Annotated in this window: 17 protein-coding genes; 8 read left to right on the forward strand and 9 right to left on the reverse strand. The window is 53.3% G+C overall.

The genetic code is table 11. The annotated features are described in order from the left end of the window. Positions 1-104: 104 nt before the first annotated feature. Positions 105-1,766, reverse strand: coding sequence for a helix-turn-helix domain-containing protein (locus PBOR_RS04755; RefSeq protein ID WP_042210708.1), 1,662 nt, complete (start codon positions 1,764-1,766; stop codon positions 105-107). Beyond that, positions 1,763-3,601: a cache domain-containing sensor histidine kinase gene (locus PBOR_RS04760; RefSeq protein ID WP_042218918.1), complete on the reverse strand. Its 1,839-nt coding sequence runs from the start codon at positions 3,599-3,601 to the stop codon at positions 1,763-1,765. Before PBOR_RS04760 ends, PBOR_RS04755 begins: the two co-directional genes overlap by 4 nt. 134 nt (positions 3,602-3,735) lie before the next feature. On the opposite strand from PBOR_RS04760, the gene PBOR_RS04765 reads away from it, so the two are divergent. The 4 genes from PBOR_RS04765 to PBOR_RS04780 all read left to right on the forward strand — a co-directional run bounded on the left by PBOR_RS04765 (position 3,736) and on the right by PBOR_RS04780 (position 9,035). Next, the gene (locus PBOR_RS04765) at positions 3,736-4,617 is read left to right on the forward strand and encodes a carbohydrate ABC transporter permease (protein WP_042210709.1); all 882 of its coding nucleotides are present in this window, start codon (positions 3,736-3,738) and stop codon (positions 4,615-4,617) included. Next, positions 4,618-5,451, forward strand: coding sequence for a carbohydrate ABC transporter permease (locus PBOR_RS04770; RefSeq protein WP_042210710.1), 834 nt, complete (start codon positions 4,618-4,620; stop codon positions 5,449-5,451). A gap of 58 nt (positions 5,452-5,509) precedes the next feature. Further along, a complete protein-coding gene (locus PBOR_RS04775) occupies positions 5,510-6,811 on the forward strand; it encodes an ABC transporter substrate-binding protein (RefSeq protein ID WP_081971905.1) in 1,302 nt (433 codons plus the stop codon). 190 nt (positions 6,812-7,001) lie between these two features. Then, complete coding sequence (locus tag PBOR_RS04780; protein WP_245648038.1) at positions 7,002-9,035, forward strand: beta-galactosidase; 2,034 nt, start codon at positions 7,002-7,004, stop codon at positions 9,033-9,035. 20 nt (positions 9,036-9,055) lie between these two features. On the opposite strand, the gene PBOR_RS04785 is transcribed toward PBOR_RS04780, so the two are convergent. Continuing rightward, entirely contained in the window at positions 9,056-9,292 is a 237-nt protein-coding gene (locus PBOR_RS04785) for a hypothetical protein (protein ID WP_157763975.1), read from the reverse strand. A 150-nt stretch (positions 9,293-9,442) separates the two neighbouring features. On the opposite strand from PBOR_RS04785, the gene PBOR_RS04790 reads away from it, so the two are divergent. Then, positions 9,443-10,357, forward strand: coding sequence for a LysR family transcriptional regulator (locus tag PBOR_RS04790; RefSeq protein ID WP_042210712.1), 915 nt, complete (start codon positions 9,443-9,445; stop codon positions 10,355-10,357). A gap of 71 nt (positions 10,358-10,428) precedes the next feature. Here PBOR_RS04790 and PBOR_RS04795 read toward each other — a convergent pair whose 3' ends face one another. Further along, positions 10,429-11,265 (reverse strand): AraC family transcriptional regulator, encoded by an 837-nt coding sequence (locus tag PBOR_RS04795; protein WP_042210713.1) that lies wholly within the window; start codon positions 11,263-11,265, stop codon positions 10,429-10,431. A 118-nt stretch (positions 11,266-11,383) separates the two neighbouring features. On the opposite strand from PBOR_RS04795, the gene PBOR_RS04800 reads away from it, so the two are divergent. Continuing rightward, positions 11,384-13,414: a beta-galactosidase gene (locus PBOR_RS04800; protein ID WP_042210714.1), complete on the forward strand. Its 2,031-nt coding sequence runs from the start codon at positions 11,384-11,386 to the stop codon at positions 13,412-13,414. Positions 13,415-13,508: 94 nt separating this feature from the next. On the opposite strand, the gene PBOR_RS04805 is transcribed toward PBOR_RS04800, so the two are convergent. The 4 genes from PBOR_RS04805 to PBOR_RS04820 form a co-directional block, all read right to left on the reverse strand. Then, complete coding sequence (locus tag PBOR_RS04805; RefSeq protein ID WP_042210715.1) at positions 13,509-14,708, reverse strand: Ger(x)C family spore germination protein; 1,200 nt, start codon at positions 14,706-14,708, stop codon at positions 13,509-13,511. After that, positions 14,701-15,804, reverse strand: coding sequence for a GerAB/ArcD/ProY family transporter (locus PBOR_RS04810; protein WP_042210716.1), 1,104 nt, complete (start codon positions 15,802-15,804; stop codon positions 14,701-14,703). Before PBOR_RS04810 ends, PBOR_RS04805 begins: the two co-directional genes overlap by 8 nt. Positions 15,805-15,833: 29 nt before the next feature. Beyond that, positions 15,834-17,501: a spore germination protein gene (locus PBOR_RS04815; RefSeq protein ID WP_425415515.1), complete on the reverse strand. Its 1,668-nt coding sequence runs from the start codon at positions 17,499-17,501 to the stop codon at positions 15,834-15,836. A gap of 187 nt (positions 17,502-17,688) precedes the next feature. Continuing rightward, positions 17,689-18,432: a hypothetical protein gene (locus tag PBOR_RS04820; protein ID WP_042210718.1), complete on the reverse strand. Its 744-nt coding sequence runs from the start codon at positions 18,430-18,432 to the stop codon at positions 17,689-17,691. 247 nt (positions 18,433-18,679) lie between these two features. On the opposite strand from PBOR_RS04820, the gene PBOR_RS04825 reads away from it, so the two are divergent. Together PBOR_RS04825 and PBOR_RS04830 are read left to right on the forward strand one after the other, a co-directional pair. Next, positions 18,680-19,237, forward strand: coding sequence for an SLOG family protein (locus PBOR_RS04825; RefSeq protein ID WP_042210719.1), 558 nt, complete (start codon positions 18,680-18,682; stop codon positions 19,235-19,237). Positions 19,238-19,250: 13 nt separating this feature from the next. Beyond that, a complete protein-coding gene (locus PBOR_RS04830) occupies positions 19,251-19,571 on the forward strand; it encodes a YciI family protein (RefSeq protein WP_052429332.1) in 321 nt (106 codons plus the stop codon). Between the two features lie 18 nt (positions 19,572-19,589). Here PBOR_RS04830 and PBOR_RS04835 read toward each other — a convergent pair whose 3' ends face one another. Beyond that, positions 19,590-21,047, reverse strand: a complete 1,458-nt coding sequence (locus PBOR_RS04835; RefSeq protein ID WP_042210720.1) for an amidase family protein — start codon at positions 21,045-21,047, stop codon at positions 19,590-19,592. Between the last annotated feature and the right edge of the window lie 102 nt (positions 21,048-21,149).

Below are 21,149 nucleotides of genomic sequence, written 5' to 3' on the forward strand. Positions count from 1 at the left end.
CCATGATATGCACTTTTGGTCATTCGGGTATAGACCATCGACCAATTTAAAGCTCAGAGCCGGGTAAGAAATAGAAGCGGAAATGGATAATGTCTTCAATGCATTCAGTGCTCCGCCTGCCCCCGGAAATCCTTCGGCGAGCAGCCGACCTGCTTCTTGAAGACCTTGCTGAAATATTTGACGTCGTGGAAGCCGACCATCTCCGAGATCTGCGCCAGCTTGAGATTGGGATTCTGCATCAGCAGCTTGGCCTTCTCGATGCGGACGCTGCCGATGTAGTCGGAGAAGTTGATGCCGTATTCCTGTTTGAACTTGCGCGAGATATATTCGCGGCTGACGTAGAATTTGCCGGCCACCTCCTGCAGGGAGAGGTCGGACGGGTAATTCTGATCGATATATTTAACGATCTCCGTCATCGGGTTCCGCTCTTTCATGTGTCTGGCCGAGAGCGTCTGGGACAGCTGCTGCATCAGCGCAAAGGACCAGTCACGCCAGGCGAACAGGGAGAAGGAATAACCGCTTGGCAGCGGTGATGGACTCAGCAGATCAGCCTGCTCCAGCTCCGCCAGCACACTGTCCGACTGGTTGCCCAGCGCTTCCCGGACCAGCCGGGAACGGAACAGGAGAGCATCCGCCTTCCACGAATTCAGCATTTGCGGGGTAACGACACCCCGGCGGCTGAGCTCGTGGGTCCAATGCTGTGCTGCGGCGGAGATGGCTTCAGTGGTTCCGCTGATGACAGCCATCCGCCAGTCCTCCTGGACATCCGCGAAATTCAGCGGCGCTTCCGGCCCGGAGCCGCCGGAATTCCGGCTGTCTTCCGCCATGCCGCCTGCGCCCGCCGCCGGGGAGAAATGGCAGTAATCCTCATGCCGTAACAGGTTCCGCCGGAGCAGTGCTTCGGCGGCTTCCGTGCGCTGCGCCGGCAGCTCTCCCGGGAACGCACCTGCGGTGCTGATTCCGAAATGCATGCGGAATTGCAGGGTGCGGTAGATCCCCTGATTAATCCGGCTGATCAGCTCGACAACGGATTCCTCCACATCCCAGAGAATGATGGCAATCTCCGGCGGCCCGCCCCAATACCGGAAGGCAATGCCTTTGCCCTGCAGCTGCAGGAATTCATTGCAGATGTTAACGATGGCGTAGTACATCAGCTCACTGTCGCCTCCGAACCGTTTGAGCAGCGGATTGTTGCCGCTGTCCGTCTGCACAAGGATCAGCCGCGAAGCCTGGACACTCTGCGGAATGATGCTGTCAACGTTAAGCCTGCGCAGCGAGGCCTCGGCATTGACCTTGTCATCAATCAGCGCGGAGAGCAGCTTCTCCCCGTAGATCGGCTTGATCTCATTCAGCCGGAGGCTCTGGCGCTGACGGTGGCGGCGCTCCTCTTCTTCGGAGCGCCAGGCGGCAACCGCCTTGGACACTGCGTTATTAATCATATCCGCTTCGATCGGCTTAAGAATATAGTCAATGCCGCCGTGGCGGACGGTCTGGCGCACGAAGTCGAAATCATCATGCCCGCTGACAACAATGAATTTGGTGTTGCCTGCGAATTCATCTACCCAGGTCATCAGCTCAACACCGCTCCCTGATTCCATCATCATATCCATAATCACCAGCGCGGGCTTCTCCCTGCGGATCAGCCCGATGGCTTCATTGCCGTTCCCTGCTTCCAGAATCTCATCAATCTGATGGGCATCCCAGTTCACCAGCAGCCGGACGGCCTTCCGGACTCTTGCTTCGTCATCCACAATAAGTGCCTTCATATCCGTTCACTCTCCACTAATATCTCAATTTCCAGCCGGATGATAACCCCGCCGGCCTCCAGATTATCTACCGTCAGCAAAGCATCATCCCCGCAGACCAGCCGCAGCCTGGCCAGTACATTCCCCAGGCCGATTCCCGCACCGGGAGCATCACGTCTGCTGTAGCTGTCCTGACCTGAGTTCTTGATCATGTCGAGCTCTTCAACAGCTCTGGGCTGCTGCAGCTCCTTGCGCAGCGTCTCCAGCTTCACGGCCGGAATCGAGAGGCCGTTGTTCCGGATACTGATCTCCATCCGGCTAGGGCTAAGTCTGGCTGCCGTAATCTCAATGAATCCGTCCGTGCGGGCAAGGTTGAACCCGTGCTTGAAGTAATTCTCCACAATCGGCTGCAGGATCATCTTGGGCATCAGCGCATGCAGCAAGGATTCTTCCATATCGTAGCGGAAACTGAACTTATTTTCAAAACGTTCCTTCTGCAGCTCAATATACGCTTTAACATGCTCCAGTTCATTCTGTATCGTCACAATCTTCTCATCATTGTACATGCTGTAGCGCATCATCTTGGCCAGTGCCGAGAGCAGGCCGTAGATTTGCGGCACCTTCAGCTCAAGGGCGAGTGTACCGATAATCTGAAGAGTGTTGTTCAGGAAATGCGGGTTGATCTGCGACTGCAGCGCCCTCAGCTCATTGGTTTTGTTCGACAGCTCCAGCCTGTACTCCCGCAGAATCAGGTTGTTGATCGTGTCCATCATACTGCGGAAATGCTCCGTGACCACACCGATCTCATCTTTTCCGGCCGGTCGGATATCAATCTCTAGGTTACCGGTCTGCACCTGATTCATGTACCGGGTCAGCTGCTTGATGGGGGCGGTGATCCGGAAGGAGATCAGAATCGTCAGGGCGATGATCATACTCATCAGCACGAAGAGCAGCAGCAGATTAATGCCGGCGGCCTCCTTGGCTTCGCGGAACAGATAGGAGACAGGGATTTGCTTGACGAGCGTCCAGCTTAGGCCGATGCTTTCAATTTTTTGATAGATGAACACAGAGTTGTCCTGCTCAAAATGCCCTTGGGTCACCATGCTGTCAGCCATCTGTTTATTGTACCATGCTGCATCCAGCGGTTGGCCGAATGTGCCGGCGTCAGGTCCGTATACGAGCTTTCCGGCGCTGTCCACCAGATAGATGTTTTCCTGATCCTGGTCGTATAGCTGGTCTACTATATCACCAAGAGCTGCGAGCTTGACATCAATCGAGAGATAACCGAGTGCTTCAGAGGAAGGGATACGCTCAATTCTGCGGTGCAGCGTAAAAACAGGCTCCGGTACGAACTGCGTTAATGGCAGACTTAATCCGTAGGCGTCGCTTAGATGGGTGCTTTGCACTTTCACCGGAGAGCTCCCTGTAATGTTGGATTCCTGGTAGGGTGTGTCTCCCAGCCAGCGCTTGGGTGTCGTATTATCGGTAATCAGTGTAGCTTTACCGTCTTTGACGCCATATAAGTACACCTGTGAGATATTAGGCAGCGAGGTGGAAATGTAACTGAGCGAATTGTAAATGGCAATGTCGGAGGACAGATCGTCGTGCCCGGCTTCAAGCAGCCGGTAGAAATCCGAGTCAGAGTACACACTGAGCGACAAACGGTTGATCTCCCCAATCAGACTGTTAATGTTCTTGGAGCCCTGATAGAGCAGATTCTTATTCTCATCGACAGCCCGTGTTCTTAGGGAGTTGGTTGTGTAGGAATAGCTGACGAACATAGTAGCCATAATACAGATTAATGTTGGCAGGAGTAAAAAAACGATCAATTTGGTGCGGATACTGTTCCATTTCATGAGGTACGCTTCACATCCGATCAATATTTTACACCCTAAAGATCACTTGCGTAGGTGTAAGGGACTCTGTAAAAAACAGATAATATGTTTAGATCATAAACAAGTGAGTGAGTAAAAGAAAGGGGGACCATTACATGCGCGGCAATAAGTTGTCCCAATTAGGTCAACAAGTATTTTTCGTTGGCCCGGCATTGTTGTTTTTTACCTTGATCACGATTATTCCTTTTCTGATGGGGATGTACTATTCCTTCACGGACTGGAACGGCGTATCGGGTAATGTTAGCTGGGTCGGCTTTCAGAACTTTAAAATGATATTTACCAATGATCCCGATTTCTGGTCATCCTTCTGGTTCACCGTGAGATTCACGGTCCTTGGAGTTGTATTGACCAATGTAGTGGGCTTCTTCCTGGCCTATCTGCTGACCAAACCTCTAAAAACACGCAATATGCTCCGGACCATTTTCTTCATGCCGAATGTCATCGGGGGCTTGCTGCTTGGGTTTATATGGCAGTTCATCTTCATCAAAGGCTTCGCCACAATGGGCGATATGACAGGCTGGTCCTTCTTCAACCTTCCCTGGCTCGGGGATGCAACAACCGGCTTCTGGGCGATCGTCATGGTGTTTATCTGGCAGTCCTCCGGTTATCTGATGGTTATCTACATCGCTTCGCTCAGCAACGTGTCCAAAGAAGTGCTTGAAGCTGCTGAGATTGACGGCGCATCCCGGATGCAGGTGCTGCGCAACATTATCGTGCCGCTGATTATGCCTGCAGTGACCATCGGTTTGTTCCTGGCGATTTCCTGGTCCTTTAAAATGTTCGACCTGAACCTGTCGCTGACCAAAGGCGGACCGTTCAAATCGACGGAATCCGTAGCTATGAATATCTACAATGAAGCCTTTCTGAACAACCGTTACGGTCTGGGTACGGCAAAAGCGTTGCTATTCTTCGTAATTGTCGCACTGATCACAGTGATTCAGGTCCGTGTAACGAAGAGCAAGGAGGTAGAAGCTTAAATGAATGCTAAATCAAAAAGCAGATGGAATATCGGGATTGAAGTGATTATGATTCTGCTGGCGCTTCTGTTCCTCTCTCCTTTCTATTTCCTGCTGGCGAACTCGGTGAAATCCTTCGGCGAGATCCTGAGCGATGCGGCAAGCTGGCCGCAGACCTTCATGTGGTCGAACTATACTAACGCCTGGAAGCTGGCCCGTTTCTCCGAGGCGTTCCGCAACTCGCTGATTGTTACGATCATCAGTGTGGTTCTGATCTCTCTGTTCAGCGCAATGGCGGCTTACCGCATGGTGCGTGCCAATAACCGGTTCAACCAGGTTCTGCTGCTGCTGTTCGTAGCTGCTATGGTCGTACCGTTCCAGACCATCATGATTCCGATCCTGAAGGTCGTGAACATCCTGCATGTGAACAACTCCTTCACGGGTCTGATTATATCCAACCTCGGTCTTAGCATTCCAATGGCGATCTTCCTGTTCCACGGCTTCATCAAGTCCGTGCCGCTGGAAATCGAAGAGGCCGCGACCGTGGACGGCTGTAACCCGATCTCGGCATTCTTCCGGATTGTGCTTCCTCTGCTGAAGCCGATGCTGATGACCATTATCGTACTGAATGCCCTGGGCATCTGGAATGACTATCTGCTTCCATCGCTGATTCTTCAGGCACCGGGACTGCGGACCATTCCGCTGGCGACCTTCTCCTTCTTCGGCCAATATACGAAGCAATGGGATATGGCGCTTCCGGCACTGACTATCGGGGTTGCTCCAATTGTAATTTTCTATCTGTTCATGCAGCGTTATATTGTTGAGGGAATAGCGGCTGGCTCGGTGAAGGGTTAATTCACCGGGCTCCCGTTCCACATATTAAGCAGTTAAATTATTCAAGGGGGAAATAAAAATGATGAAAAAACGCTCTGCAGTGATGCTGTCCAGCGTCATGCTGATGTCTGTCGTGCTTGCGGCATGCGGCGGTAATAACAATACCGCTTCAAATAATGCTTCCAATGGAAGCGCTGGCAACTCCGGAGAAGTGAAGACGGTTAAGATCTTCCAGTTCAAAACCGAAATCGTAGAAGGCCTTAACGAGCTTAAGGTTGAATTCGAGAAAGAATACCCTAACATCAAGCTGGACATCCAGACTGTCGGCGGCGGTGCAGACTATGCAGCAGCCCTGAAGACTAAATTCGCTTCCGGCGATGCTCCTGATATCTTCAGTAACGGCGGTTACGCTGAAATGGAACTGTGGGGCGACAAGCTCGAAGATTTGTCCGATCAGCCTTGGGTGAAGGATCTGATTCCTTTGGCAGCTGAGCCAATGACGAAAGACGGCAAAACCTACGGTATGCCAATGAACCTTGAAGGTATCGGTTATGTATACAACAAGGATCTGTTCGCTAAAGCCGGTATCACTGAAACTCCAAAAACGATCTCTGAGCTGGAAGAAGCGGCTAAAAAGCTGCAGGCCATTGACGTTATTCCTTTCGGTAACGCATACCAGGAATGGTGGCTGCTGGGGATCCAGGGCATTAGCGTAGCTTTTGCACAGCAGGATAATGTGGATGAATTCATCAGCGGCCTGAACGCCGGAACTTCCACAATCGTAGGCAACGAGAAATTCAAGGATTGGAGCAACCTGCTCAACCTGACTGTGAAATACGGACAGAAGAATCCTTTGACTACAGATGCTAACACTCACCTGGCTATGTTCGCCAATGGCGAAACCGCTATGATGCAGGAAGGAAACTGGGCACAGACGCTGGTTGACAACATTACTCCTGACATGAACATCGGTATGTTCCCTATGCCAATCAACGATGATCCTGCTATGAACGATAAGCTGTCTGTAGGTGTTCCGGCGAACCTGGTCGTTAACAAGGAATCCGGATCCAAGGAAGAAGCTAAGACTTTCCTGAACTGGCTCGTAACTTCTGACATGGGTAAAGAGTATATCGTCAAAAAATGGAAGTTCATCCCTGCACTGTCCACCATTGCAGCAACACCTGAAGATATCGGTCTTCTTGGTGCGGATGTATGGAACTATGTTCAAGAAGGTAAAGTCTACGGACTGCAGGCTTCGAAATTCCCTGATGGTGTAACTCAGGAATTCGCCAGCGTTATTCAAGAGCTGATCGCCGGCAAAGTGGACGAAGCAGGCTGGGAAACTGGCATGCAGGCCGCTTGGGACAAGCTGAAGAAATAATCAGTCCCTGCAAGCAAGTCATTGTAATGTAAGGTTAAATAGAGAGTCCTTATAGGGACCTACAACCGGATAAAGTGGATTTGCCAGGACGCTCCAGTCTATCTCAGCATATGAGGTGAGGCGGGGGCGTCCTTTTGGTTATCCGGCGAACAGGCAGCTGAGATATACTCTATTCATAAAGACTTTGTGCATGAATGAGGAGAGGGAGCTGGTGGAACTTATGAAGCTGAACAGCTACAGCAAGGTGCAGATCGGTGTGGACTATTATCCCGAGCATTGGGACGAGTCGATGTGGGAGACGGATATCAAGTTAATGAAGGAAACCGGAGTCAAGATAGTCCGGGTAGCGGAGTTTGCCTGGAGCCGGCTTGAACCGGAGGAAGGGAGATTTGATTTCGCCTGGCTGGACCGGGCGCTGGATCTGTTTCACAAATACGGGATTCAGATTGTCATCGGGACCCCGACTGCGACACCGCCGCGCTGGCTTACTACCGCATACCCCGATGTATTGCCTGTGTTTGCCGATGGAGGCGTATTCCATCCGGGTGTGCGCGGCCACCGCTGTTATAACAGCGTATCGCTGCGTAAGTATGGCAGCCGGATTATTGAAGCGCTGGCCCGGCATTACAGCAGTCATCCTGCCGTCATCGGCTGGCAGACGGACAATGAATTCAGTATGCTGGACTGCCACTGTGACAGCTGTAATCTGGCTTTCCGCAGCTGGGTCCAGGAGAAGTATGGCACCACTGAACAAGTGAATGAAGAGTGGGGAACTGTAGTCTGGAGCGGGGAGTACAGCAGCTGGGATGAATTGACGGTTCCTTATGGCGGCTCGCCATTCCAGAACCCTTCGATGCTGCTGGATTTCCAGCGGTTCCAGTGGGAGGCGGCGATTGCCTTCCAGAAGACGCAGACGGAGGTGCTGCGCGCGATCTGCCCGCAGCACTTCATCACCCATAACTTCCACAGCTATCCGCAGCGGCTGGATATGCACGGGCTGGCCGAGGACCTTGATGTCGCGTCCTTCGATTATTATCCGAACCCCTCGCCGCAGAAGCAGGCGACCGCGCCTTACAGCGGGGCGTTATCCCTGGATCTGACCCGCGGCATCAAACGCCGCAATTTCTGGATCATGGAGCAGCTCAGCGGTCCGCCGGGCTGCTGGTTCCCGATGTGGAGGACACCTTATCCGGGGCTCATCCGCGCCTATAGCTGGCAGGCGATTGCCAGAGGTGCGGATACCGTGGTGCATTTCCGCTGGAGAAGCGCGGCTGCCGGTGCGGAGCAGTTCTGGCACGGGCTGATTGACCACAGCAATGTGCCCGGGCGGAGATTTGCCGAATTCGCGCAGCTGTGCAGCGAGGTGAACGGTCTGGCTCCGCTGCTGGAGGGGACCGGGGTTATTAGCCAGGCGGCCATTCTGTATTCGCATGAGCAGATGGCAGCACTGCGGATCCAGCCCCAGGCGGACGGACTGGACTATTATGAGAACATCAAGCAGTACCACCGGGCGCTGACCCGGCTTGGCATCGGCTGTGATGTCATCGGCTGGCGGCAGCCGCTGGAGGGATACAAGCTGGTGATTGCCCCAAGCCTGTATCTGCATGATGAAGCAGCCGCGCAATTGCTGGAGGACTTTGCAGCAGGGGGAGGTACTGTAATCCTTACCAGCCGCAGCGGTGTGAAGAATATGAATAACATCTGTGTGATGCAGCCGCTGCCGGGACTCTTCTCCCGGGCGGCAGGCGTAACGGTGGAGGAATATGATCCGGTCGGAGGCGATGTCCACTCGCTTCGGAGCCCTGACGGAATTCTGTATGAATGCAGCCAGTGGTGCGACATTCTGCGGCCGGAGGGAGCCGAGCCGGTCGCCTGGTATGCAGATGATTTCTTTGCCGGTGCTCCTGCGGTTACGGTGAACAGCTTCGGGGCGGGCAGGGTTTATTATATCGGTACCCATGCGGAGGAGAGTTACTGGTTGAAGCTTCTGGGAGATATTGCACCGGATGCGGGACTAACGCTGTTCCCGGAATTGCCGGACGGCGTGCAGGCCTTCACACGCACAGGACCAAAGGGAGAGCTGCTGTTCCTGCTGAATCTCAGCCGGACGTCTCAGACCGTAGGGTTAGACAAGCAGTACCGCAGCGCTCTTACCGGTACCCCGATATCTGGTCCGGTAGAGCTTGCGGCATATGGTGTAGAGATTCTGGAGACTCAAGGCTGAAGCTGGCTGGGAGCTGGCATTCAGGCGGAAGGATGGCGTCTCTTGTCCAGCATGCGCGAGATTAAGGGGATTACCACTGCTCTGGGTTGCGGAGGATTTAATCTTGGCTGCTGTTCCTTCTGCGGAGCCTGAGGCTCTTCTTGCCGGAGCATGTCCAGCAGGTCATAGACGGTTGTGATTTGATTCGTATCTATAATTAATTCTTTACCATCCGGGTTCCCGGGAATCTTGAAATTCCATTGTTTATTTCCCATCATAATCACTCCTTATTAGTGTGTGCCATCCGGCAGAGGCAGAGTGTTTCTTTTATATTTTCATCATAATCTGCGAAGCGGATCATGTATAATGAAGGGAAATGATGGTGGCCATCACTGCGGCTGATGGGTGATCCGGGGGAGAGATGCGATATGGATATTGGTCTTCTTAAAGTATTTCAGGCGGTTGCTGAAGAAGGTAGTATCTCTAAAGCAGCCCAAAGCCTGAACTATGTGCAGTCGAATGTGACGGCCAGAATACAGCAATTGGAGCAGGAACTGAAGACTCCGCTCTTCTACCGGCACAGCCGGGGAATCACATTGACTTCAGCGGGACAGACGTTCATGGAATATACGGTCAGGATTCTTAAATTGCTGGACGAAGCCAAACAGGCGGTTCTGGATTCGCCGGTTCCCAAAGGCTCGATTACGGTCGGCTCGGATACTACGGCGGCTGTACGGTTGCCTGCCATCCTGTCCGCTTACCGTGTCTGTTACCCTGATGTTGAAGTTCATCTTCAAGTCGGACGGGCGGGGGAGCTTATTGATTCTGTCCTGCAGCATACCGTGCACGGGGCCTTTCTCGACGGACCGGTTGAGCATCCGGAGATTGTCCAGGAGCTGCTCATCCACGAGCGGATTGGACTTGTGATTCCGGATACGATGGATTATCAGGGCATCCGCTCTGTACATGACAAGACGCTGCTGATGCTGAATTCAGAGTGCCTGTACCGGAGCAGACTGGAGAAATGGCTCGCGGAAGAGGGCGGCCGGCTGGGCAAGGTGATGGAATTCGGGACGATGGAAGGACTCCTCGGATGCGTGAAAGCGGGAATTGGCTATGCGGTTCTGCCTTTATCCTATTTCACCCGGATGAATGTAACGGAAGGGATCCGCATCTATCCCTTTCCGGAGAAGTATGCTGAGGTCCCGACGGTGTTCATCCGGCGGCGCGACCTCTATATGACGAGTGCCTTCCGGGAGTTCATAGAAGAGCTTAAGGCAGGGCTGCCGGAAGCGGTGAGCGGGACGGATGTGACAGCGGGCAGCGGCGGAACTGTGAAGTAACAGTTATATAATCAAACAGCGGCACCCCGGCTGGCTTAGCTGCGGGTGCCGCTGTTTATGCTGGAGAAGGATTAATGCAGCTTCCTGAACTGCTCCGGCGTAATTGCCGACTGCTTGCGGAACGTAGCCACGAAGTGGCTGACGTCGCGGAAGCCGACGCGCTGTGAGATTGCTTTTACCGTAAGCGCAGGCTGGGTGACAAGCAGTTCCTTGCTCTTGCGGATTCGCAGCCGGACGAAATAGGCATAAGGGGAGAGGCCGAACGTCTGCAGGAACAGGCTGTTCAGATAGCGCCCGGATACATCGAGCTGGGCAGCGAGATCATAGAGACCCACCTCGGGATCGCCGTAGTGGCTGTCCATCCATTTCAGCAGCGGCTGCAGCTTGTCCACATTGCGGGAGATCGCTGTGTTATTGTGCAGCTGCCCGTATTTGTTCAGCGTCAGCAGGAAACGGTAGGCATCGGTAGATTCACCCAGATTGAACATGTCGCTTGAAGCATCATGGCGGTCGAGCATCTCCTTCAGCATATGGCGGAGCGGCGATTCATTCTCCCAGCGGTACAGAAGATTGGAATTCATCGCGAGCGAATCCAGAATATGCCGGGCTGAAGTCCCGCTGAAGGTGAGATAATAGGTGCACCATACCTCGGAAGAGAGGGATTCATAGCCGTGCGGTATACCCGGCATCAGAAGAATGCCGCTGCCTTCAGCGAGTGTTATCTTTTTATTGTCGAAATGAATGATGCCTTCACCGTACGCGGTTTGCAGCCAGTGATAGGTATGATAGCCTTGCGGGCGGGAGACTTTCTCCTGATCGGGGTTATAGCCCATGCTATCCAGGGCAATCGGAAGCTGCTGTCCGCTCTCCTGGGCGAACACGATTCTGCGCACGGTGCTAACTGGCATGAATGTCAACTCCTGTTGTTCCATATTATTATATGTTAGGTTTTTTATTTTATATATAAAGCGCTTAGTTTAATGCTTAAAATAAGAATATACTTATACTATAAAGGATGTGCAAAGTATGATCAACGAGAAATTGCCGAAGGTTTGGTATGGTGGAGATTATAACCCGGAGCAGTGGGATGCCCCAGTATGGGCAGAGGATGAACGGATGTTCAAGCTGGCAGGGATTGATGTCGCTACGATCAATGTGTTCAATTGGGCAACGCTTCAGCCCTCTGAGGATACGTACGATTTCAGCGGTCTGGATGCATTAATCGACCGTCTATATAAGAATGGAACCTATATATGTCTGGCTACCGCAACCGGTGCGCATCCGGCCTGGATGGCTCACCGCTATCCTGAGGTTACACGGGTGGATGTCCAGGGCAGAAAGCGCAAATTCGGCGGACGCCACAACTCCAATCCGAACAGCCCGGTATACCGCGAATATGCTGCACGGCTGGCTGGCAAGCTGGCGGAGCGCTACAAGGATCATCCGGCGCTGCTGATCTGGCATATCTCCAATGAATACGGCGGATATGATTATTCCGAGCAGTCTGAAGCGGCCTTCCGCGTCTGGCTGAAGGAGCGTTACGGATCACTTGATGCGCTGAACAAAGCCTGGAATACCCGTTTCTGGGGCCATACCTTCTATGACTGGGAAGAGATCGTAGTACCGAACGAGCTCAGTGAAGAGTGGAACGGCAACCGGACGAACTTCCAGGGGATTTCGCTGGATTACCGGAGATTCATGTCCCATAGCCTGCTGGATTGCTATAAGCTTGAGCATGCTGCAATCAGGGAGCACAGCAAGAATATTCCCATTACCACTAACCTGATGGGCTTCTATCCGGAGCTGGACTATTTCGAATGGGCTAAATATATGGATGTGATCTCCTGGGACAACTATCCGGCTCTGGACACACCGGTCAGCCATACAGCCATGACGCATGATCTCATGCGCGGGCTGAAGAACGGCCAGCCGTTCATGCTGATGGAGCAGACGCCAAGCCAGCAGAACTGGATGCCGTACAACTCCGTGAAGCGTCCGGGTGTGATGCGCTTGTGGAGCTACCAGGCGGTGGCGCGCGGCGCGGATACAGTGCTGTTCTTCCAGCTGCGCCGGTCTATCGGTGCATGCGAGAAGTATCACGGTGCGGTCATTGAGCATGTCGGACATGAGCATACGCGGGTATTCCGTGAATGTGCCGAGCTTGGCCGGGAGCTGGAGCTGCTGGGCGATGAGCTGCTGGATGCGCGCAGTGCGGCGCAGATCGGGATTATTTATGACTGGGAGAACCGCTGGGCGCTTGACCTCTCCAGCGGCCCGACCGTAGCACTGGATTATGTGAAGGAAATTCACAGCTATTATGATGCGCTGTATCAGCAGAATATTGAAGCGGATATGATCGGTGTTGAAGAGGATCTGTCAAAGTACAAGATTGTAATCGCGCCGGTGATGTATATGGTTAAACCGGGATTTGCGGCGAAGGTTGAAGCCTTCGTTCAAGCGGGCGGAACGTTCATTACAACCTATTTCAGCGGTATCGTTAACGAGAACGATCTGGTTACCGTTGGAGGCTACCCTGGTGAGCTGCGCAAGGTGCTGGGCATCTGGGCTGAAGAGATTGATGCCCTGCTGCCGGATATGCGCAATGAAATCGTGATGAACCGGGAATGGGGGCAGCTTAACCGCTCCTATTCCTGCGGTCTGCTCTGCGATCTGATTCATTCCGAAGGTGCGGAAGTGCTTGCACAGTACGGCACTGATTTCTATAAGGGGATGCCTGCCCTGACCGTGAACCGCTTCGGCGAAGGCAAAGCCTATTATGTAGCCACCAGTCCCGATGCTGCGTTCCTGCGCGCATTCCTTGCCACCGTGAGCGCAGAGAACGGCATTGCCCCGCTGGTGAGCGCACCGGAAGGCATCGAGTCCGTCCAGCGGGTGAAGGAAGGCGTATCCTACCTGTTCCTGCTCAATCATTCTGCCGAGGAGCTTAGTGCAGATATTGGTACCGGCGAGCGGACAGATCTGCTGACAGGCAAGAAATTCAGCGGCTCCACGGTAGTTCCGGGCCGCGGAGTAATGATTCTGTCGGATAAACAGTAAATCGGAATAAGACAAAGCAGCTAAACCGGCAATTCTCCGCACAGAGGAGGTTGCCGGTTTTTTACGCAGTCAAAGCTGTTTCCGCTTGAGTATTTTAATTGGTAAAGGAGCCGAAGTCTGTAATCTTCAGATCAACATTGATATGAATCGGAGTCCGGCTGAACACATCATCCCAGTGATCCTCTACCTTTCTCCATAATGCCGGCTCCTGAATACTGAGCTTCTCGCCGAAACCGGCGACATCGGTCTTGTAATCGGATTGCAGCTTCTGCATCAGCGAGTGCATCATTTGCTCCAGCCTCTTCTTGAACAACTGTTCTGCCTTTTGCGAATTCTTCACTGCTGCGGGATAGTCATCTATATTCCAGGTTTCGCTCAGTCTACCTTCGGTGGCGATTTTTACATCAAAGGCCAAGCTGTCGCCGTTCATTTTGGCAGTGATTTCGCTTTTCATCGCCTTCATTTCATAAGTTATTTCCTGTTTGTTCCCGTCATAGGTTTTGATGATACCGGTCTGTCCTTCATTGGTCAGCCAAGCGAGGCACTCTGTATCCTCCTGGTTCAACGCCCCTACCCAGTGCCCGGTATCTCCTTTAATAATACCTGCACCCGAGAATTCCACTTCGCCATTCGCCGTCACCAGATTTTGTAGCGCAAAGCTTCGTTTGGAATACATCAGGGCATCCATTTTGGATAAAATGACCGGGTCCAGTACCTTGCTTGTCCGTCTCTGATTATGGACCATATCCCTGATATGAAATGCGGGAATTTCATTCTTTTCCTTGGAGATGAGTGTATCCTCTGCCCGGCCCTGGCTCAGGAACACCATAGTACTTGGACGGATATCGTTATCACGAAGTACAAAATCCAATAACTGGTTCATCTCCTGACGCTTAAGCAGCTCGGTCGAGACCACAATAACTTTAAGGTGATGCCCGATAATCGGCCGGTCCAGGCGGAGCGAGTACTGGCGGAATATTTCCAGCACAGAATCTCCTGTCCCCGTTACATTCAGATAGGGAGCATCACTGCTACTGCTACTACTGCTGCTCTGACGACCTGTCCCTCCTACGGAATTTGCCGGAACGAGCTGTATGGTGACTGTAATTGTATTCCGTTTGGGATAAGTCGCCCCCTGATCCTGCAGCGCCTGCTCGGTGAGGGTGGGCTCCCCGACATCCAGAGCCAGGCCGGAGTATAGCGCCAGATCTTCGATCTCCTTGCTGCTCCAGCAGGAGGTCTGTGTAGTCAGAAGGATTAGGCTGCACACCAAGAGGAGAATCCTTCTATACATGCTGCTTCAACCCCTTCACACGGATGAGCCAGATAACCGAGAGCAGCACAGGCAGCAGCAGGAACAGAAGAATCCCCATTTTGCCGATGGCATCCCCGAGTGCGAACAGGTCGGTCATGGATTTGGGCAGCATAGCCGATAGGAACAGAACGGGAACCATAGCATAAATAATCGGATGGAGCTTCATCTTGAAAATCTGTGAGATTCCCAGCGTAGACTGGAAAAAGAAGCTGCTGAAGTTACAGAACATCTGCATCAGCCAGATGACCATAAACGGAAATTCCATACGCTCGAAGATAAAGCCCGGAATCTCGAAGCTGCGCATTAAATCGATCGTAGGCCAGGTGCTGGTAATGGCGGAATTAATAGAAATGCCTCCGATGACCATGACTACGGTCAGTAAATATAGACACAGAAGGACTGCAATACCTCCAAGCATCGCTCTGACTGCCTGCTTGGGCTTCTGCATGTACGCTACGAGTGTCATCGTAACCTCACAGCCAGTGAATATAAGCACAGTAGATTTCAGGCCTCTGAATACAGGGAGCAGTCCATTGCCGAGTACAGGGCGCAGATTATCGATATCAAAATGCCGGAAGCTGAGGGCATAGGAAATGAGCAGGATCATAATGCTGATCGGAAACACAATGGTATAGACACGGGCAATGGAATTGATGCCTCCGTGCACCAGGTAGGTGCTCAGCCAGAGAAAAGGAAGAATGACTGCCCAGATGGGGGTTCCCTCCAGCAAAAAGAACAGGGTGACCTCGGCCAGCGTGCGGATTTCAAAGCCGGCAATAACGATGAAATAGAGAATCAGAAGCAGGCATAGTGCTCCGCCGATCACCCGGCCGGTAATCAGTGCAGCATATTGGAATACGGTTTTGCCCGGGAATTGCTGGCTGATCTTCACCATCAGGGTTACAACCAGCATAACAATGGCTCCGCCGAGCAGGACGGATAGCCAGGAATCCGGGGTCTTGACGGTCTGGCTTACACTCCGCGGCAATGTAAGAATACCAGCACCCAGAATAGTATTGTTCAAAAAAACGGTCGCTTGTAAAGCTGTGATTTTATCGTCGGTGCGTACAAACATTATGCGTTCCTCCTTGCGCGCAGGCGCGGTTATGATTTTCGTTTATCCTGTTTGGTTTTCATCATTACCGGTCTGCGTTTCATCAGAGCCATTGGAGCACGCAGGAACAGATCTTTCCAATCACTCAGCCGGAAAGGGGATACCGGCGTCAGATAAGGCACGCCGAAGCTTTTGAGCTTGGTGAGATGGCAGCAGATCAGCAGGAAGAACAGAATGGTGCCGTACATCCCCAACACTGACGCGAACAGCATGCCGGCGAAGCGCAGCAGCCGCAGTGTGATTCCTGCACTATACATGGGAATTGCGAAAGACGAGATAGCCGTGACAGCAACCACTATGACCAGAAAAGGGCTGACGATACCCGCCTGAACCGCAGCATCACCGATGATCAGACCGCCGACGATACCCATGGCCGGACCGATCGGCTTCGGCAGCCGGATTCCGGCTTCCCGGAGAATCTCGATGGCGACTTCCAGAATCAGCACTTCAATTAATGAAGGAAAAGGAACACCCTGCCGGGTCTTGATGATGCTGATTGCCAGCTCCGTCGGTATCAGTCCCGGATGAAAGGAGATGAACGAGATATACAGGGACGGGGCCATCAGTGCCAGGAAGGCGGAGGCAAAACGCAGCAGCCGCAGCAGTGTGCCGGGAAGCCAGCGCTCGTAATAATCCTCCGGTGATTGCAGCAGCATACTGAAGGTTACCGGTACAATCAGTGCGAAGGGTGTTCCATCCAGCAGAATAGCAATCCGTCCCTCCAAGAGGGCGCTAATGACCCTGTCCGGCCGTTCAGTATTCTGGACCTGCTGGAAGGGGCTGAGATAGTTGTCTTCAATCAGCTGCTCGATATAGCCGGATTCGGCCAGGAAGTCGATATCGATTTTGCGGATACGGTTCGTAACCTCCTCCAGCAGCTCTGGATTGACGATATCCTTCATATAGGACAGGACTATATCCCGCTGAATGGTGTTGCCTGCCCGGTAGGTCTTCATCTCGAGCTGGTCACTGAAGCCCTGGCGCCGGAGCAGGGAGGTGTTCTCGCTTAACACTTCGGAGAAGCCCAGTCTGGGACCGCGGAGCAGGGCTTCGGAGACCGGTTCTCCAATCGTGCGGTTGGCACCTCCGGGAAGCTCAATCAGCAGTCCGCCGGGCAACCCTTCAATCAGCAGGGCAGTATGGCCGAAGAGGACAGATTTATTGAAGCTCTCCACACTGTCCGCTTCATTAAGCTGGCTGAAGGGCAGCAGGTGGTTGGCAATCTCTGTGGAGGACATAGGTCCGGCGGGTATCTCGTACATCAGGAATTGCATGATTCGCATATTAAGAACCCTGTCATTCTGCATGCCGTCTACATAGATAAGCGCCCCCCTGGTCATGCCGCCCGCCAGAGTGAATTCTCTGATATGCAGATCACTGTTGGCGCCGATAGCGTTCTGAACTGCGTGCAGGTCGGTAGTATAGTTGCCGCTGAAGGGAGGGGGGCCCGGGGTGCCGGACTTCGCCGCAGCGGCAGGCGGTGTCTGCGGAGCGGTCTTGGTGCCGTACCCAACCTGCCCCCGTCCGCTGCCTACCAGACGGTACAATGATTTATACAAGTATCCGAGGACCAGCGGAACCAGCAGCGCAACACCTGCCTGACCAAAGATTGCCCAGCCGGGTATGTAGGATACAATGGTAGCAAGCAATCTGATCATCCCCCAGCCGAAGAAATTAATAATCCGTGTTAATGAAGTTTTCCAAAGTTTGCTTAGATTTAGTCATTTCCCGGAAAAATATATAAAAAACCGGATGCGCTCTTGTGGGAGCACACCCGGTTTCTTATATGGTTATCATAACTGTTACAGGCAATTCCGGACTCACCGGGCCACTGGAGGGCACCAGCTACTTGCCGGTAGCCGATCCGCTTGCAGCAGCGTCGCCCGCTGGCGCAGTTCCTTGTCCTTGGCCCTGTCCCCGGCCGCCGCCGCCGAAGCCGCCGGTGCCAAGCGTGATTTTCTCTGCCTCGGCAGTATCCGTCTTCAGTGTATATTGGATGATGTCATCGGCTTTCAGATCGGACAGGGCAAGCGTGGTCTCTTTCTGTTCGCCGCCCTCGAAGGTTACCGATACATATGTGGTATCACTTCCCACCGTAATATCCGTTGTCTCCTCCGAGAAGTTCTGCATCATGCCGCCGCCCTGCATGCCGCCGCCTTGACGTCCGCCGCCCTGCGCAGCATCTTTTCCGCCGCCGTCTGCGGCCTGTCCGCCTTCAGGCGGAGTGCCTTGCCCCTCCGCCGGAGCACCGCCGGTTCCGTCTCCGGGAGGCGTTCCTCCGCCGTCCGGAGGGCTGCCCTCTCCGCTGCCGTTCTGCTGCCGTGCCGGCATATTAGCGGTATAGACCGTAATGGTGTTCCCGCTGATGCTCTTGATTTTGCCGATATTCATCCCGGCCTGGTTCATCCGGTTCTGGCCGGCACCGGCGGCAGTCCCGTCCGGCTGAGCTGCATTGCTGCCGCTCTGGGTCTGGGTTGTCTGAGTATCGCCTGAGGTTGCCGCCGCCGGATCTGTATCCGCACTGCAGCCGGCAAGCAGGATCGCAGCAAGCAGACTGCCGGCCATCATATAGGGCACATGTTTTTTCATATCCATTGTCCTCCTAAAAGTATGTTGTGTATAAACTTCATCGCCTGTTGTCGTATTAAGCTGGCATAAAAAGCCTGGGATTAGGTTTAACACGGTCCTGGAGGACAATATATCAGATGCTCCTGAAAACAAGCTTAAAGTTAGACAGGGCTTTCCCGGAAGTTTCGCTTGGTGAAATGTTATATAATGCATAATAGAGTGGACTTGACGGAGAACAGAAATGAAGTGTCCAGGAAAGAGGCAGCACATGAAAACCTTACTGGTAACAGGCTACCGCGCGCATGAGCTCGGGATTTACGACAGCAAACATCAAGGGATTCCTTATATCAAAAAGGCACTTGCGAACCGGCTTCTTCCGCTGATAGAAGAGGGGGTGGAGTGGGTTATCACTCCCGGCCAATACGGCGTTGATCTATGGGCCTGCGAGGTTGTGCTTGAGCTGAAACGGCAATACCCCGGGCTGAAGCTGGGAATTATTACGGCCCATGCTGCGCCGGAAGAGAAGTGGAAGGAAGAGAAGCAGAATGAATACCGCCGCATCATTGCCGGAGCAGACTACTATGGAGCTGTAAGCAATGCGCCCTATGACGGCAGCTGGCAGTTCAGGGCCAGGGATGATCTGCTGTTCCGCAAAAGCGACGGGATTCTGTTGTTCTATGACGAGGATGCTGCGGAAGGCAGTGCGAAGTTCACGAAGGAACGGGCAATGAAGCTGCATGCTGAAGGCGATTATGAACTCTATCTGATGCATGCGGAGGAGATTCAGAACATTGCCGACGAAGAGAGCCAGCGCGGTTACGAATGAGGAGGAGAGAAGGTTGAGTGAGAAGCAGGCAGAAGAGGATATTTGTTATGTGATATTGCTGAGCCCGACTGCACAGGACCGCAGAGATATGGATATTATCCGGGCGCATGTCAGGCATCTGCAGGAGCTGGAACGCAGCGGACAGCTGGTGCTGTGCGGTCCCTTCAGTGACAGTCCCGGCGGAATGGTCATTATCCGTGCCGCTTCACGTGAAGAAGCCGCGGAGATCGCCGGCCGGGACCCTTATGTAGTATCGGGTATCCGGAGCTATGAACTACGCACCTGGGGCCTGTCCCACGAAGGGAACAGGCACATGGGCATAGCTGCCGATTAGGCGGGTTATAAGATAATTTTAGATGAAGCTCTGCAGCGAAGGCGCCTTGCGGACCTTGTAATTCTGCTCGTATGCATAAGCCAGCCGGATGAGTACCGGTTCCTCATAAGCCCGTGCCGAGAAAGTTACGCCAAAAGGGGCGCCGGCTGACGTGTAGCCGGACGGTACTACGATGGACGGATAACCGGCTCTGGACGTAATCCGTGCGCCGAAGTCAGCCGGGAATAAGAGGGCATCCAGCTGATGCTCCCGCATAGTGGCATCGATACCCAGTTCCTTGCAGAGCCGCAGATCCGTTGCACGGTCGCGCAGATACTGCGGTTCCGTTAGGGTACCGGAGGTGGTGTATTCGGCATCCAGCAGCGTGGCCTGTCCGAACTTCAGCGTTTCTACCGGATGGGCATGATTGAAATCAATAATATCCTTCAGTGTACGCATGGGAGCGCCCGGGCCCAGTTTTGCCAAATAGGCGTTAAGTGAGCTTTTGAATTCATTCAGCACTACAGAGGAATAGCTGATCTCCCGTGCAGTTGTAATCTCTGCCGGATCAATAATGGTCGCCCCGAGCTCGCGCATTCTGTCCACTGAGGCATTGAACAGCGCGAGCTGTTCGTCCGTAAGCTCCTCGAAATAATAATCCCGCGGAATTCCGATACGCGCGCCCTTCAGGCCTTCCGGATCAAGGAAGACCGTATAATCCTCATGCAGTCTGCCTGTATTCGTACCCATTGCGGCATCGCTGTTGTCCTGTCCAAGCAGGGCATTCAGCAGAAGAACCGCGTCGCGGACGGTTCTCGCCATAGGCCCGGCGGTATCCTGCGTATTAGAGAGCGGAAGAATGCCCGAGCGGCTGATCATCCCCACAGTAGGCTTGATGCCGATAATCGATCCAAGGTTGCCTGGATTAAGGATCGAGCCCGAGGTTTCCGTTCCTACGGACACAGTGCAGAAGTTGCAGGCCACCGCCACTGCAGATCCGGCGCTGGAGCCGCCTGTCGGCGTGGAGATATTATAAGGGTTAAGCACCTGACCGCCCCGGGAGCTGAAGCCTGAGGGCATGCCGTTCGTCATGAAATTGGCGAATTCCGTCATGTTGGCCTTGCCCATAATAATCGCCCCGGCTTCGCGCAGCCTGGTAACAATGAAGGCATCCTCCTGCGCAAAGGAATCCGCCAAAGCCAGCGAACCCGCGCTGGTATGCATTTTATCCCCGGTATTAATATTATCCTTCAGCAATACCGGTATGCCGTGCAGCGGTCCGCGGGGACCCTGAAGCTGTCGTTCCACGTCCAGGGATTCAGCGATGAACAGCGCATCCGGATTAATCTCCAGCACGGAATTGATCGTCAGGCCGTTTTTGTCATGATCTGCAATGCGTTCAAGATACATAAGGACTAATTGTCTGGAAGTGATTTCTCCGGAATCCAGAGCGGCCTGAATCTCCGGTAGGGTAGCCTCTACGATTTCAAAACTCATGCGGGTTCACGCTTCTTTCCCTCTAGGTTTTAGGTTTTCCCCTTCATCTAACCACAGTTTTCTCAGTCTTCATAGTGTTGTTTTTGCCGCCCGGTTAGCTCT

This window comes from Paenibacillus borealis (genome assembly GCF_000758665.1).
GTDB lineage: Bacteria > Bacillota > Bacilli > Paenibacillales > Paenibacillaceae > Paenibacillus_AQ > Paenibacillus_AQ borealis.